Annotated in this window: 12 protein-coding genes; 5 read left to right on the forward strand and 7 right to left on the reverse strand. The window is 37.0% G+C overall.

Annotation, left to right across the window (positions count from 1 at the left end; translation table 11 throughout):
* Positions 1-299 precede the first annotated feature (299 nt).
* Entirely contained in the window at positions 300-2,618 is a 2,319-nt protein-coding gene (locus KO509_RS02695; RefSeq protein ID WP_215971745.1) for a helix-turn-helix domain-containing protein, read from the forward strand.
* Between the two features lie 263 nt (positions 2,619-2,881).
* On the opposite strand, the gene KO509_RS18175 is transcribed toward KO509_RS02695, so the two are convergent.
* From KO509_RS18175 to prlC, 5 genes are all read right to left on the reverse strand, one after another.
* A complete protein-coding gene (locus KO509_RS18175; protein ID WP_289847514.1) occupies positions 2,882-3,010 on the reverse strand; it encodes a hypothetical protein in 129 nt (42 codons plus the stop codon).
* A gap of 81 nt (positions 3,011-3,091) precedes the next feature.
* The gene (locus tag KO509_RS02700) at positions 3,092-3,355 is read right to left on the reverse strand and encodes a hypothetical protein (protein ID WP_215971746.1); all 264 of its coding nucleotides are present in this window, start codon (positions 3,353-3,355) and stop codon (positions 3,092-3,094) included.
* 602 nt (positions 3,356-3,957) lie between these two features.
* Positions 3,958-4,686, reverse strand: coding sequence for a class I SAM-dependent methyltransferase (locus KO509_RS02705; RefSeq protein WP_354668411.1), 729 nt, complete (start codon positions 4,684-4,686; stop codon positions 3,958-3,960).
* Between the two features lie 71 nt (positions 4,687-4,757).
* Entirely contained in the window at positions 4,758-5,513 is a 756-nt protein-coding gene (locus KO509_RS02710; protein ID WP_215971748.1) for a DNA-3-methyladenine glycosylase I, read from the reverse strand.
* A gap of 38 nt (positions 5,514-5,551) precedes the next feature.
* The gene (prlC, locus tag KO509_RS02715) at positions 5,552-7,615 is read right to left on the reverse strand and encodes an oligopeptidase A (RefSeq protein WP_215971749.1); all 2,064 of its coding nucleotides are present in this window, start codon (positions 7,613-7,615) and stop codon (positions 5,552-5,554) included.
* A gap of 218 nt (positions 7,616-7,833) precedes the next feature.
* Here prlC and gorA point away from each other — a divergent pair, with 218 nt between their 5' ends.
* Positions 7,834-9,201 carry a glutathione-disulfide reductase gene (gene gorA, locus KO509_RS02720; protein WP_215971750.1) on the forward strand — a complete coding sequence of 456 codons (1,368 nt, stop codon included), beginning with the start codon at positions 7,834-7,836 and terminating at the stop codon, positions 9,199-9,201.
* Between the two features lie 175 nt (positions 9,202-9,376).
* Here gorA and KO509_RS02725 read toward each other — a convergent pair whose 3' ends face one another.
* Entirely contained in the window at positions 9,377-9,634 is a 258-nt protein-coding gene (locus KO509_RS02725) for a hypothetical protein (protein ID WP_215971751.1), read from the reverse strand.
* Between the two features lie 483 nt (positions 9,635-10,117).
* Positions 10,118-10,225 (reverse strand): transposase, encoded by a 108-nt coding sequence (locus KO509_RS02730; protein ID WP_215971752.1) that lies wholly within the window; start codon positions 10,223-10,225, stop codon positions 10,118-10,120.
* A gap of 181 nt (positions 10,226-10,406) precedes the next feature.
* Between KO509_RS02730 and KO509_RS02735 the strand changes: the two genes are divergently transcribed.
* From KO509_RS02735 to polA, 3 genes are all read left to right on the forward strand, one after another.
* Entirely contained in the window at positions 10,407-11,690 is a 1,284-nt protein-coding gene (locus KO509_RS02735; protein WP_215971753.1) for a glycerophosphodiester phosphodiesterase family protein, read from the forward strand.
* Positions 11,691-11,765: 75 nt separating this feature from the next.
* A complete protein-coding gene (locus tag KO509_RS02740) occupies positions 11,766-12,170 on the forward strand; it encodes a hypothetical protein (RefSeq protein ID WP_215971754.1) in 405 nt (134 codons plus the stop codon).
* Between the two features lie 643 nt (positions 12,171-12,813).
* A complete protein-coding gene (gene polA / locus KO509_RS02745) occupies positions 12,814-15,627 on the forward strand; it encodes a DNA polymerase I (protein ID WP_215971755.1) in 2,814 nt (937 codons plus the stop codon).
* Positions 15,628-15,656 lie beyond the last annotated feature (29 nt).

Genomic DNA, 15,656 nt, shown 5'->3' on the forward strand with positions numbered 1-15,656 from the left:
TAATTTGACTGATTATAATTATGTTAACAACCGCTATTTTACCAAAAAGATTGACTAAGTCGCTTACCAAAGCATTAGGATTCTATTCATCACTAAAATAAAAAACAACCCTTTGAAAATAAACAGTAAAAACAAACAAGCACAATAAAAACAGTGAATATTGACATCATAGAAGTAAACCTTATCAAAAGCTTATAATTCAATAACATTTCGAATTAACCTATTAATTAATCTATTTTTATTGCGTTATTGTTATTGAAATGTTAATTTTCATTCTTGGTTATTTCTAGTAATAAAATGTGCAATATAAACTTGGTCCTTGGTTACTTTTACCTGCTCGCTGTATAATATCTTCAAAGGTTATTGAAAGAGAGTTAGATCCGCTCAGCTTTAAATTAATAACCTACTTTATCAGTCAGCCTGATCGCATTATTCCTCGCCAAGAGCTAGTAGAGAATGTATGGCAACAGAGTTTTGTTGATGATAATGCAATTAATCGTGCGATATCAGAACTTAGAAAGCAGTTAACTCATCCTGAGCATAAAGCCCCTTTAATCAAAACGCATTACCGTAAAGGCTACTCTCTCACAGTAACACCAAAAAAAGTCATTAATGACGCTGAAAATATCACCGCTCATACCGCGGTAACTACAGACTTAGCTACCGATTTGGATACCACTCAAATCACAACAAATGAAGTGTTAGATAATAGCAATGACATAAAAGAAAAATCGCCTAAAGTAATAAACACTGAAAGTACTATTACGGCGAATACAACTCAAACCAAAACACTAAAACCTGCTATTAAATTTTCTTCTTATCGTTGGTTATTAATATTACTGGTATTGTTACTGACCATTAATCTTTTTATCGACTTTAATATCGACGTTAAGGTAGTTAACGATGAACCTAACACGCCATTGGCAATCACAACGCAGACGAATAAGAGTGATATTGAAACATTACAAAAAATAACGCCTGTTATAGCAAAAAATGTAAATATTACCGCCGCAACATGGAATATAGGCTCTGAAACACATCCTTTAGTTTCGCCAGATAAAAATATTTTTGCATATACAAATAAAAATAACGGCATAACCAGTAGTTATATAAAAAGCTTAAGTAACCAACAAGAAATAAAACTCACTTATAACGATTTGCATATAAGCGCTATGTCGTGGCAGCCTAACAGTCGTATTTTACTGGTCGAAACTACTGATTTAAAATCTCAGTGCCACTACGCAACGTTTGATTTGAGTAATATTAACAATATTCCAGAACCGCGGTTTATCAAAGAGTGTGATAAGCAAGCACGTAGCATGGCGCAGTTAAGTATTGACGGTAATACCATGTTTTATATTGAATTAGATGAAAAAAAGCTAGGACAGGAAATATACCAATATAATATTAAAACCCAAAAAAGCACAGTATTAGTTCCTTCTGGTGATGCTCAATATGGTGTAACTAACATGCTTATTTCACCTAACGGTAAACAATTACTTTACCGTTGGTATGAACGAAATAGTCCCGCAAAGCTTTATTTACTGGATATTGCGACACGTGAGCAACGCGTACTATATGAGCAAGCCGAAGAATTATCGAGTGTAACAATCGCCTGGCTGCCTGACGGCGAACATATTGGGGTATTACAAGAAAAAACATTAAGTTTTATTAATATTCACAATCGAGCTTTGAATTCAATAGAGCTACCAATAAAAAAATATTTAAGTCGAATGAGCTTCCTCGATAGCAATCAACTGTTTTCATCTGAGGCTGCTAGCACACAAGCACAAGTGGCCCAAATTGATAATATATTTTCAAAAGGTGAAAAAAAGGTAACTATGCTCCATCGTTCTGATAGTAACGACTATTACCCTACTTACTCTAGAAAACAGCAAAACTCACATTATTTTATCTCTAGTAGAACAAATCAATATCAAATTTGGCAAGCTGATGACAGTACAGAAAAGCAAATTAGTAATTTTTCAACAGAAGAACAACAGGCTATTTACGTTTTAGTCTTATCAGACAATGAAGAGTACTTATTATTTAATCGTAATAATCAACTTGAATTTATTGATTTAAAAACAGGAGTATTACATAGCATACCTGAATTAGATCAAGCTAAAGTAAGTAGTTATGTATGGTCAAATAACGATAAAACTATTCTTTATTCCACAATAAAAGATAAAGTAAGTCAAATATGGCAATTTAATTTGCTCACAAGAGAAAATACACAGCTAACATTTGAAGGTGGTCAAAAATTACTTAAAAATGAGCGAGGAGAGGTTTTTTATATTAATGATAATACATTATTTAACTTAACGTATGAGCAAGATAAAAATACGCAGAATGCGTTTACCAAGAAAATAACGATTACACTAGCTCAGTGTTGGTGTTCAATTGCTTTGCGCGATGATTATTTTTATAGCCTTGGCGATCCTTTATCATTAGCAAGAATGCATATATTAACAGGTGAAGTAGAAGAAATAGCCTTGCCTCAAGATTCAATGGGCATAGTTCTAAAAGCTGCATCTAACAAGCTTTTAACCACACTAACTAATGAAAGAAGTACACAAGTACAACGCATTTCTTGGTCTGCTACACCGTTGCCCTAACCATAGCCAGTAGCGGCTCTGCGAGCGTATCACCATTCAGGTATAGTGTACCTTTGTGTAAACGATACCTGCGTTCAAGGAGCGCTTAAATTCAACTATCAGCACTATCAGCACTATCTGGGTTCATTAAAGTATTCCATGCGAGTGCTCAACTCTGGTCACACAATACGATGTATCTGATAAGCTGATTTTTTGTGAACGGGCCTTTGCATAACAGTATCTACACTTCGCTAAGTAAGGCTCATTAAAATGTCAGCAAACTATTATGGATGGCCTGATAAACTTGTACCGCTGACATAAATAACATCGCTATTTTTTGAAACTTTCCATACAGAAGACTCTGCGCTAGCGGTATTAGCAAAAGTAATACTTGCACATAAGCTAGCTAGCACCGTCACTTTTTATGGTAAATATTACATAACATTCCCTTTATTTTACGATTTAAAATAGGCTTGCTGCCCTAATTATTGAATTTATTTACTTGAAGTTGGCAATAGCAACGTTGCTAGTGTTTGGCTTTGGCTTGTTGTTATATTCGTTTGATTTTCCGCTACAACATCCGCAATAATTTTAGGCATAGTCGATTCAATATCGACTTTTGCAGACTTAATTAGTTGATATTTTTGTTCATTTGTTATTTGAGCACCAATTGCCGATTGACAAAATGATGCTAATAAAATGGCAAAGCTAACCATTGCTAATTTGTTATGGATTGCTGAATTAATACTATTGATCATGATAAAGTCTTTCTCTATTTAGAGTAATTAAATGATAGAAATATAAGTAGCCATAGCAATTACTCACGAGCCTTTATTACCCAGAAGAGTTAAGTGCTGTTGACGAGTACAAGATTAAATAGATTACTAAAGAATGTCGCTTATCAAAGCCATAGCAATATATTCATGAGATCAATAAAATATAAACGACTGATATTAAACAATTTAAATAAAACCTTATCAAAACATTATTAGAGAAAAATAACTAATCAGTTGAATTACGCAGAAAAAGTAATATGAGGAGACTGTATAATTGAGCTGTTAACACCTCTATATCTGATAAATATACCCAAACCACTTGAATATGCCGTTTCAGAGCTAAGCTAGGAAATTAGCTCAAGGCGCAGTACGAAGACAATGGTTATTCCCTTATCAAAATCAATAACGCAGCATAAAGCGTTTCTAAACCAGCCCTTGCATAAGGTTGAGCAAATCATACTCTGCGTTACATTTCTTTTTCAGGGAACAACCCTTCATAAAAAAATGAGCCTTGATAATGAATCGCTCAGACATACTGAAACGAGCATCTTCAAGTGGAACGGGTATCCATGTGCTCAAGTGTTTTAAACTTTTGGTATCGCTCGCTTAACATAAACATCGAATCTGTTTTTCTTCATTTTGATTGAAGTACTTGGTTTAATATTGTTAAGTGGTGGCGCATAGCTAGGGCGTTTAACTACCACGCGATATTTAGCTAGGGCTAAGGCAGGTTCAAGTAGTGCATCTGCATCGAGGTCTTCACCTACTAATGATTGAAATACGCGCATTTCTTTTTTTACTGCCGCTGATTTTTCACGGTGTGGGTACATAGGATCAAGATAAACCACATCGACTTGCTGTGCTAAGTCCATGTTTTCAATCGATGAAGCATGCACAAGTGTCATGCGGTTAGCTATTTCACTTACTTCGCTGTTGAGTTTTGCGCGTTCTATGCCATCATCGAGTAAAGCTGCCACTATCGGCATACGCTCCATTAAGGTGACTTGGCAACCTAAGCCCGCTAGCACAAAAGCATCTCTGCCAAGGCCAGCAGTGGCATCTAACACATGTGGGGTAAATCCGTGTTTTAAGCCAATTGCTTTGGCAATATCTTGACCTCTGCCGCCGCCAAATTTCCTGCGATGTGCTACAGCACCTTCAACAAAGTCTACTTTAACGCCACCAAGTTTAGGCTCGTCTAATTTTAAAAGCTCTAAGGCTTGTAGATTAAGCTGTAATAGAAAATGTAACTGTGGTTGTTTATTGGCTGCTGCCGCATCGCCTATGTAGTTTAGGTTCCATTTCTTGGCAATACGTTTACATTGATCGCTGTTAACGGCATCACAATACGCTACAGCAACATTTGGGAGGAGTGAATTAGTCATTAAGCTTGTACAACATGAACGTAATTATCGCCACTAGCAAGCGCGATTAAACGGCTTAATTGAGTAAGACTGTAACCCGACTCTTGTTGTAGCTGATTAAAGTAAGTTTGAATGGCCGTTAAGCTTTTTTTACTTTGTAAGCCACCATCAATCACTTTTTGAGCTCTGAGATAAGCTTCAACGTCTGAACTAAGAATAAAAGTGTCTTTGCCTAGCAAGCGTAAAGCATAAGGGCCGGTATTCCCGCCAAGGCGTTGACCGTGTTTTTTCAAAAAAGTCCATAAACCAATGATATCGGTAGTTGGCCACTCGGCAATAAACTGAGCAAAGCTGGTATTATGTTCTGTTTGGTGTTCAAAAATCATTTGCGCATTGGCTTGAATAGTTTTTACTTTGTTGTAATTGCGAATTATTTTAGGATCGGCAGCCTTTTTCTCTAACATTTCTTCAGGCATCATTAACACTTTTTCAATGTTGAAATTGAAAAAGCTGTCTTCAAAGTCTGGCCATTTATTTTCTACCACACGCCAAACAAAACCTGATTTAAAAATTTGTTTGGTAAAAGCCGATAAAATACGGTCATCAGTTAAATTTGACACATTTTCTTGAGCAGCACTATCAGGCAATAATTTTTTGCCAACAATTTTTTGTCCAAGTAATACTTCCAACGCATGCGTGCCACCTTTTCTTTCTGCAGCACGCTGGTATAAATGGCTAAATTTTTCTGTGGTATTAATGTGTGTATCTATAGTCATTATTTTTGTTCAGCTTATATTTCAGTTTATGCTTTAATTTATGTTTTAATACCGCAGTGACGTAGCAAGGCTTCTATTTCTGGCGGTCTACCTCTAAACGCTTTAAATAATTCGCTTGGCTCTTTACTACCGCCTTTTTCAAGAATATTGGTTAAAAAGGCTTGTCCGGTATCTGTATTGAAAATGCCTTGCTCCTCAAATAAACCAAAAGCATCGGCAGATAATACTTCTGCCCATTTATAGCTGTAATAGCCTGCAGCATAACCACCTGCAAATATATGGCTGAAACCGTGTTGGAAACGATTAAATTCAGGTGCTTTAACTACAGCATATTGTTCGCGTACTTTATTTAACGCATCTTGAATGTAGGTGTTGTTATTTTCTGCATCAGGCTGGTAATTAGCATGCATAGTAAAATCAAAAATACTGAATTCTAATTGACGTAGCATTTGCATCGCCGACTGAAAGTTTTTCGCGGCTAACATTTTATCAAGCATTTCTTGTGGTAATGGCTCGCCTGTTTCAAAGTGCCCTGATATAAAAGCAAGTGCTTCTGGCTGCCAGCACCAGTTTTCTAAAAATTGACTTGGTAACTCAACTGCATCCCAAGGAACACCACTAATACCTGAGACACCACTTACATTAATTTGTGTCAGCATATGATGTAAACCGTGACCAAACTCATGGAAAAGAGTAACTACTTCATCATGAGTGAAAAGTGCAGGTGTATCACCAATAGGGCCATTAAAATTACAAGTGAGGTAAGCAACAGGATATTGAATATCGCCGTTAGCTAATTGCTGACGACCAACACATTCATCCATCCACGCACCACCACGCTTTTTAGCACGAGCATATAAGTCTAAGTAGAAGCTGCCGCGTAATTCACCGGCTTTATCGAAAACGTCATAAAAAGACACATCTTTATGCCAGGTATCTACATTTTCACGTACTTTAATTGTTAAACCAAATAGTTTATGAACAACGTCGAATAAGCCATTGACTACTTTGTCTTTCGGGAAATAAGGGCGTAGTTCTTCGTCAGAAATAGCATAACGATTATGTTTTAATTTTTCACTGTAATAAGCTAAATCCCAAGCCTGCAGCTCGGTTTGGTTATATTCACTTTGTGCAAAGTCTGTTAACTCTTGCATGTCTTGTTCGCCTTGATGCTGAGACTTTACTGCTAATCCTTGCAAAAAGCTCATTACTTCATCGGTACTATTCGCCATTTTAGTGGCTAGAGATTTTTCACCGTAGTTAGAGAAACCAAGTAAGTTTGCCAGTTCATGACGTAGTGCTAACGTTTCATTCATGATGGCACTATTATCAAACTCTCCTGCATTAGGTCCTTGATCGGAAGCACGGGTAACAAAGGCGCTGTACATTTTTTCACGTAAATCACGATTATCGCAATAGGTCATAACTGGTAAATAGCTAGGAAAATCTAGCGTAAATGAATAACCTGTTTCGTCTTTGCTTTCTGCTAAGGCTTTAGCAGCAGCTAGCGCACTTTTAGGTAATCCAGACAAATCTTTTTCATCTGTAATATTTACAGTGAAGGCGTGAGTCGCATCTAAAACATTATTACTATAATTTGAGCTTAAGTCTGATAAGCGGCTCACAATTTCGCCGTAACGTTTTTTATCTTCATCATTAAGGGCGATGCCTGATAATTTAAAGTCACGTAGGGCATTAGTGATAACTTTTTGTTGAGCGGTATCTAAATTTTTAAATGATTCACCATCTTTTAAGCTTTGGTAGGCTTGGTATAATTTTTGGTTTTGACCAACAAAAGTACCGTATTCTGATAATAAAGGTAAGCAAGACTCGTAAGCTTCACGCAATTCATCACTGCTTAGTACGGAATTCATATGAGAAACGGGTGACCATAATTTAGATAAAACGTCATCTACCTCGTCTATTGGTAAAACTAAATTTTCCCATGTAAACAATGTGTTATTGCTTAATGTGTCACTAATGACTTTTTTACAATCAGCTATAGCTTGCTCTACCGCAGGCTTAATATGCGCTGGTTTTATTTGTGAGAAGGCAGGTAAATCAAGATTTTTTATAGCTTGCGGTAATAAAGGATTAGTCATAATAGTCAGTATAAATAGATGAACGATACTAAAGTATGTGATGACAAATATTCAATATTCAAGTGAAATTTACTTAGCGATGACAATTGTGCAGCCAATTCATCACAAATTTTTGATTAATTTGTTATTGTTGAGTGAGAAATTCAATTGAATAATTGTGTTTTATCCCCAGATATAACAACATAAGCAATATAAATTAACTTTTTTTGGAACATACAATGACACAACATTTTGATTACTTAGCAATAGGCGCGGGTAGTGGTGGAATCGCATCAGCGAATAGAGCCGCACGATTAGGTAAAAAGGCCGCGGTGATAGAAGCACAATATATAGGTGGCACTTGTGTAAATGTTGGCTGTGTTCCTAAAAAAGCGATGTGGTATGCAGGACAAATTAGTGATGCATTAAAATATGCTCACGATTATGGTTTTAATTTAGGTGATTTTAAAATAGAAAATAACGGCTTTGATTGGGGTCGTTTGGTTAAAAACCGAGAAGCTTACATTGAGCGTATTCATGCTGCTTATCAGCGTGGTTTTGATGCTAATGATGTTACTGTTATTCAAGGTTTTGCTAAATTTGTAGACAAAAATACGGTAGAGGTTGATGGTACTTTATATACTGCAGATCATATCACTATTGCTACTGGAGGCCGTCCGTCAATTCCAAACATTGAAGGTGCTGAATTTGGTCTTAATTCTGATGGATTTTTTGCGCTAACAGAGCAACCTAAATCAGTCGCGGTTATTGGTGCTGGTTATATTGCGGTTGAATTAGCGGGTGTTTTTCATGGTTTGGGTACAGAAACACATTTATTAGTTAGAAATGAGAAACCATTACGTACGTTTGATGAAATGCTAAGTGATACCTTAGTTGAGCAAATGGCAAAACATGGTCCAACGTTACATAATCACAGTACACCTGAACGTATTGAAAAATTAGCTGACGGACAATTGGTAGTACACCTTACCAATGGCAAGTCTATTGGCCCTGTAGAGCAAGTAGTGTGGGCTATTGGTAGAGAGCCAGCAACTGATAATATCAATTTAGACCTTGCAGGCGTAGAGCTTGATAAACGAGGCTTCATCGTAACAGATAAATATCAAAACACTAACGTACCAGGTATTTATGCCGTAGGCGATAATACGGGGCGTGCACAGCTGACTCCCGTTGCAGTGGCAGCAGGCCGACGTTTATGTGAACGTTTGTTTAACAACAAACCTGACCTACATTTAGACTATACAGGTATTGCTACCGTAGTATTCAGTCATCCCGTTATTGGTACGGTTGGTTTAACAGAAAAAGAAGCTATTGAAGAATATGGTGAAGCGAATGTCACTGTGTATAACTCACAGTTTACAGCACTTTACCAAGCAGTGACGGAAGATTATCGTGACCCTACTCGTATGAAACTTATTTGTGCTGGTGCTGAAGAAAAAGTGGTTGGTTTACATAGCATTGGTTTTGGCAGTGATGAGTTACTACAAGGCTTTGCAGTGGCAATGAAAATGGGCGCAACTAAAGCTGATTTTGATAACACCATTGCAATTCATCCTACGTCAGCAGAAGAGTTTGTTACCCTATAGGGTTTATGCTGAAAATAAGTGTTTAAAAAGGATAGTTCGGTTCTCTATTTGAGCTATCCTCAGCTTTTCCCATCATATTGAACCTCCTTTACTCTATACCCCTTTGTTATTCTGAGCCGCACTAGATCATCCTAAAGTCCCACACCGTCATCCTGAACTTGATTCTATCTCTTGATCACAAGTCGAGAGATAGGCTCATTTCATAACCCTCAACAAGCATATCCAATTTTTTCCACCCTTCCCATAATGCTTCCCAACCGACAATATTATTATTTTTACTATTTTGCCAGCCACCTAATTTACCTAATGAGAGGTAAGCCCACTCTACGCTTGGCGTGAAGTTTTTCGCTGCCTTCTTGCTTTCAGTCTTAGCCCATAATAGCCGCCATTGAAGGCTGTTAAATATGCCGGTACACTTTTCTTTTGCAAGCATTCTATCGCGACCAACTTCTCGTAGCTCAAGTCCATAATAGCAGTGCGTTGTTTACGTCCTCCGCGTTGCGCAACAACCACATCATAAGTCCCGCAAGGCGTTATATCTTCAGCATAATCATACAATCGAGCACCATTTTCTAAAGGTCTATTAAACGTGGCTCTAACAAGATATCGTTGATTATTATCAACTTTATATTGAAGGTATTCGATAATATCAGCCTCTCTATCACACAGTGAAATGGTTTTATTGATGGTGTCACCTAGTCGTTAAGACATATTTTCAGAAGCTGTTATCCACTTATAACTTTCTTTCTCTTCAAAGGGGCGGTTAGCTCGCGTTTTTCTACAGCCAAAAGTGTCCGAATCACGCACTCATCTATTTTGCTCAATAAGCCCTAACGTTTTATTTGAATCGGCATCAACCATCAAAATCGAGTGGATAAGCATACCTTTCGCCTTTGCGTTTATTGAATTACCGATATTACTTGCCAACTTTGCACTTAATTAAGCGCTTTGTTCTTCTAGGGTCACCAAGCTCGCTACGGCCAAATGTAAAATTAGCCCATTCATTAACATCTGAAATAAACATACGCATCACCTAAATATATTATTTTTAGATCAGATCAACAAAAAGCTATTTAGTTCCCTTCTTGTGTATAAGAGATAGAACTTGATTCAGGATCTCGAGTATTCATTAAACTGCCATAATTATTATCTATTCTGCAGAATATTAAGTAATATTTTATTAAGCGTAAATACAAGGTTCAACTATGTTTATCTGTTTTCTTAAAAAATACAAATTTGTTCTTTTTTTAGTCGCTTCTTTTGTTTTAGCGGGCTGTAGTCGTCATGTTACCAACTCAATCAATGAAGTAAGCAACAATGTGGTGGATAAAGTTGTTGCTAAAGTTGGGGTAAGGCCCTTATTTTTAATTAACGAAATGCAAGACAGTGAGTTAAAAACCAAATTAGAGCAGTGTAAAAACAATACCTTTTATCGTTCTGATTTTTCAATAGGGCATCGTGGCGCTCCGCTGTTATTTCCAGAGCATACTCGTGAGTCTTATCAAGCCGCGATAGACTCAGGGGCGGGCATAGTAGAGTGTGATGTTACTTTTACTTCAGACCAAGCCTTAGTCTGTCGTCATTCTCAATGCGACTTAGCAACCACAACAAATATATTGGCTATCCCTGAGCTTGCCAAACAATGTTCACAGCCCTTTACTCCAGCCGATCCAATTAATGGTATTGCTGCCAGCGCTATGTGTTGTACTAGTGATATTACACTAGCGCAATTTAAAACACTTAAAGGAAAAATGGATGGTGCCAATACCCAAGCTACCACGGTAGAAGAATACTTGGCGGGTACACCAAATTGGCGAACAGATTTGTACTCGGGCAAAGGCACATTAATGACGCATGCTGAAAGTATCGATATGTTTAAAAAAGCAGGGGTTAAAATGTCACCTGAATTAAAATCTGCCAGTGTAAAAATGCCTTTTAACGGTTTTAGTCAAGCCGATTATGCACAAAAAATGTTAAACGAATATATAGCTGCGGGCGTTCCGGCTGATCAAGTGTACCCACAATCATTTAATCTGGCGGATGTAAAATATTGGATAACGCAGACACCGTTATTTGGTAAACAAGCTATATTTCTTGATGAAAGAAATATAGCGGCTGATTTTGATCCTGATAACCCAAAGACGTGGGTACCTAGTATGCAGGAATTAAAAAATCAAGGTGTTGAATATATAGCACCGCCTTTATGGATGTTAGTAACGTTAGACTCTCAAGGGACAATCATTCCATCACCATATGCCAAGGCCGCTAAAGCTGCAGAGCTTAAGATTATTACGTGGTCACTTGAACGGTCAGGTTTGCTTGCTAATGGTGGAGGTTGGTATTACCAAAGCATAACAGAGGCAATAAGTAGCGAAGCTGATGTACTGGTGTTGTTAGATGTTTTAGCAAAGCAGGTAGGTGTCGTCGGTGTATTTTCGGATTGGCCGGCAACGGTGACTTATTATGCAAATTGTATGGCGATGGATTAGTAGCAATTATAGGTTTGTAGGAATTAAGGTATCATTCCCATTTATTTTTAATGTTGCGATGGAATAACTGAATAAATGATTTCAAAAAAAGTAAGAGAGCTATTTTCCTCACTAATGGAAGCTGGCGATGGCTCACCTGTTTCTTATGATATTGAAACTGAGCAGTACACTGGTTATTTTAATGAATCGGTTGTTAACAAGTTTGTAGATGAAGGTGTGGTAGAGCTTGTACATAATGATGATGGGTTGGTTTGTTTGAGGCTTATTAATAGAGAAGACTTTTTAAGTGGTTTTGCATCAGGTGTTAACGAAGCGCGCTTAGGGCGAGATCAATATTATGCAGATTACAATGCAAGTCCCTTCGCTTTTTCGATAGGCTATGAACATTTTTTATATATGAATAAAAAGCCTAAGTTACTTATTGGTTATATTTGTCACGGATTTATCAATGAGACAACAGGTGAAGTACACAACCAATAGTCTCAAGCTGAAGATAGTTTGATGCTAGGTTAGGTTCGCAAAATTGAATGCGTAAATTATCACGATAAATAAGTATTATGTATAAACAGATTTTATCATGCTGTTATGGGGAAAAATTGCGTGATAAAATATCCAGACTAAGTGGGAAAAATTTATATTCTCACCTATATCATCGTTAATTTTTGAAAATAAAAAATAATTTTTCATCGCTAAAATTTAATAGTTAGTTTGAAAGTCTTGTTACTAAAGGCTTATATTTTTTTGTTATTTTAATTGGTAATAAATCCTTAAAAAAAGTTTAACAATGTACTGGTAAAGCTGTGGAATTCTGATAATCTCTGTTGACGTTAGTTGCTTGGTTGCTGTTTATATAATCAAAAACGTCACGTAGATAAATTTATTTATCCACAAAAATAAAAATAAAAAATATTGTGCATTAAAAAGATCTCGTTCCTATCTTTTTTCAATAAAATCATTAACATGAATATAATCACCAGAATAGTGACAATCACTTTTCTGGCGCTTTTTTATGCTTATTAACAAAGTTATCCACATTCATCTTGTGACAAATGTCATAGTGTAGTAGAGCTATAGCGCGCTTTATGGCATCCTTACGCTATATTATTGTTTAGACAAATTTCTTATGACAACTTCGACAGAAAATTCACCATTATCACCTTTAATTCTAGTGGATGGTTCTTCGTATTTATTCCGCGCTTATCATGTTCCATATTTACAAGCTTTATCAACAGCGAGTGGTCAACCGACGGGAGCGATCACTGGTGTTTTGAATATGATCCGTAGTTTAAAAAAAGACTACCCAAACGGCAATGTAGTCGTAATTTTTGATGCGAAAGGGAAGACTTTTCGTAACGATCTATATCCTGAATATAAAGCAAATCGTCCACCAATGCCGGATGAATTACGTACGCAAATAGCTCCTTTACATAATATTATTAGTGCTATGGGGTTGCCGTTATTGGTTATTCCAGGAGTTGAGGCCGACGATGTTATTGGTACTTTAGCTAAACAAGCGAGTGAGCAAGGTATAGAAACCGTGATCTCAACGGGCGATAAAGACATGGCACAATTAGTCACGCCTCATGTACGTTTGATCAACACAATGACAGCGGTTGAATTAGATGAAGCAGGTGTAAGTGAAAAATTTGGTGTTCGACCGGATCAAATAATCGACTATCTTGCGTTGATGGGGGATAAAGTTGATAACATTCCCGGCGTAGTTAAGTGTGGCCCTAAAACAGCAGTAAAATGGTTAACTGAACATGGCACACTAGATGAAGTGATCGCTAATGCTGATAAGGTTAAAGGTAAAATAGGTGAAAACTTACGAGAGGCACTTGATCAACTGCCACTTTCATACCTGTTAGCGACAATCAAATGTGATGTGGAATTAGAGCAAAGTGTCGAGCAATTACAACCAACAGAACCAGACGTTGAAGCACTCACTTCACTTTATCAAGAGTTTGAGCTAAAGCGCTTGTTAGCTGATCTAGGTAAAGAAAGCGGTAATAGTAAAAGTGAGCAAGTAGTCAGTAGTTCCATTAATAAAGCTTCTAAAGATAGCGTAATAGATACACCAATTAGTAAAGCAGATCAGGTTGATGTTACTTCAACAGAAGTCTCCGATGCTAAATACGATATTATTTTAGATAAAATCAGCTTTAATGCGTGGTTAGAAAAACTTAAAGGTTGCACTGCTTTTGCTTTTGATACTGAAACGACCAGTGTTGATTATATGAAAGCAGAGTTGGTAGGTTTATCGTTTGCGATAGAATCAGGAATAGCAGCTTATGTACCATTGGCTCATGATTATATCGATGCACCTTACCAATTAGATTTAGATTGGGTGTTAGCACAATTAAAACCTCTACTAGAAAGTACTGAGATTAAAAAAATTGGTCAGAATTTAAAATACGATGCTAATGTTTTAAGCCATTATGATATTCAATTACAAGGTGCGGCATTCGATACTATGTTGGAGTCGTATTGTTATAATAGCGTCGCAACCCGACATAATATGGATGCATTATCACTTAAATATCTAGACTATAAAACGGTATCGTTTGAAGACGTTGCAGGCAAAGGTGCGAAGCAGTTAACCTTCAATCAAATAGATATTGAAAAAGCGGGTTATTACGCTGCAGAAGATGCTGATATTACTTTACGTTTGCATCAAGCTATTTTTCCTGCGCTTGAACAACTACCGGAACAATTAAGTGTTTATAATGAGATTGAAATGCCATTAATGCCTGTGTTGGCAAAAATGGAGCAAACGGGGGTTTTAATAGACTGTGACGTACTTGATCAACAAAGCCACAGTATTGGTCAACGCTTAAATGAGTTAGAGATTGAGGCGCATAACCTAGCAGGAAAAAGTTTTAACTTAGGGTCGCCTAAGCAATTACAACAAATATTATTTGAAGAATTAAAAATACCGGTTATTAAGAAAACGCCTAAAGGCGCGCCTTCTACTGCGGAAGAGGTATTGCAAGAGTTAGCGTTGGATTATCCTTTACCAAAAGTTATCTTAGAAAACCGCGGGTTAAGTAAATTAAAGTCTACTTATACCGATAAGCTACCTTTAATGGTGAGCACTAAAACAGGTCGCGTGCATACTTCGTATCATCAAGCTGTCACTGCAACTGGACGTTTATCGTCAACCGATCCTAATCTACAGAACATTCCTATTCGTAGCGAACAAGGTCGTAAAATTCGCCAAGCGTTTATCGCGCCAACAAACTATAAAATTGTTGCTATTGATTATTCTCAAATTGAATTACGTATTATGGCGCATTTATCTAACGACAAAGGCTTAGTGACTGCCTTTAGCGAAGGTAAAGATATTCATAAAGCAACAGCCGCTGAAATTTTTTCAGTTGAATTAGACGAGGTTACAACGGATCAACGTCGTAGCGCTAAGGCGATTAACTTTGGCTTAATTTATGGCATGTCGGCTTTTGGTTTAGCAAAACAGTTAGGCATAGGCCGTCAACAGGCACAAGAATATCAAGATAAATACTTCCAACGTTACCCTGGTGTTTTAACATATATGGAAGAGACTCGCGAGCAAGCTAGTGAGCAAGGCTATGTTGAAACTTTATATGGTCGCCGTTTATATTTACCTGAGATCAAATCAAAAAATGGTATGCGAAGAAAAGGAGCTGAACGTGCTGCTATTAACGCACCTATGCAAGGCACAGCAGCTGATATCATCAAAAAAGCCATGCTTGATGTTTCTGTGTGGTTGAATGAAAAAAATGATGACCGGGTAAAAATGACGATGCAAGTACACGATGAATTAATTTTTGAAATACATCAAGACATTGTGGAAGAGGTGACTGCTAAATTAGTCGATCTGATGAATAATGCGGTAACATTAAGCGTGCCATTAATTGCTGAAGCAGGGGTAGGTGATAACTGGGATGAAGCGCATTAGTCTTATTTATTTCACATCGCTTTAACTGC

This window comes from Colwellia sp. C2M11 (assembly GCF_018860915.1).
Lineage (GTDB): Bacteria > Pseudomonadota > Gammaproteobacteria > Enterobacterales > Alteromonadaceae > Colwellia.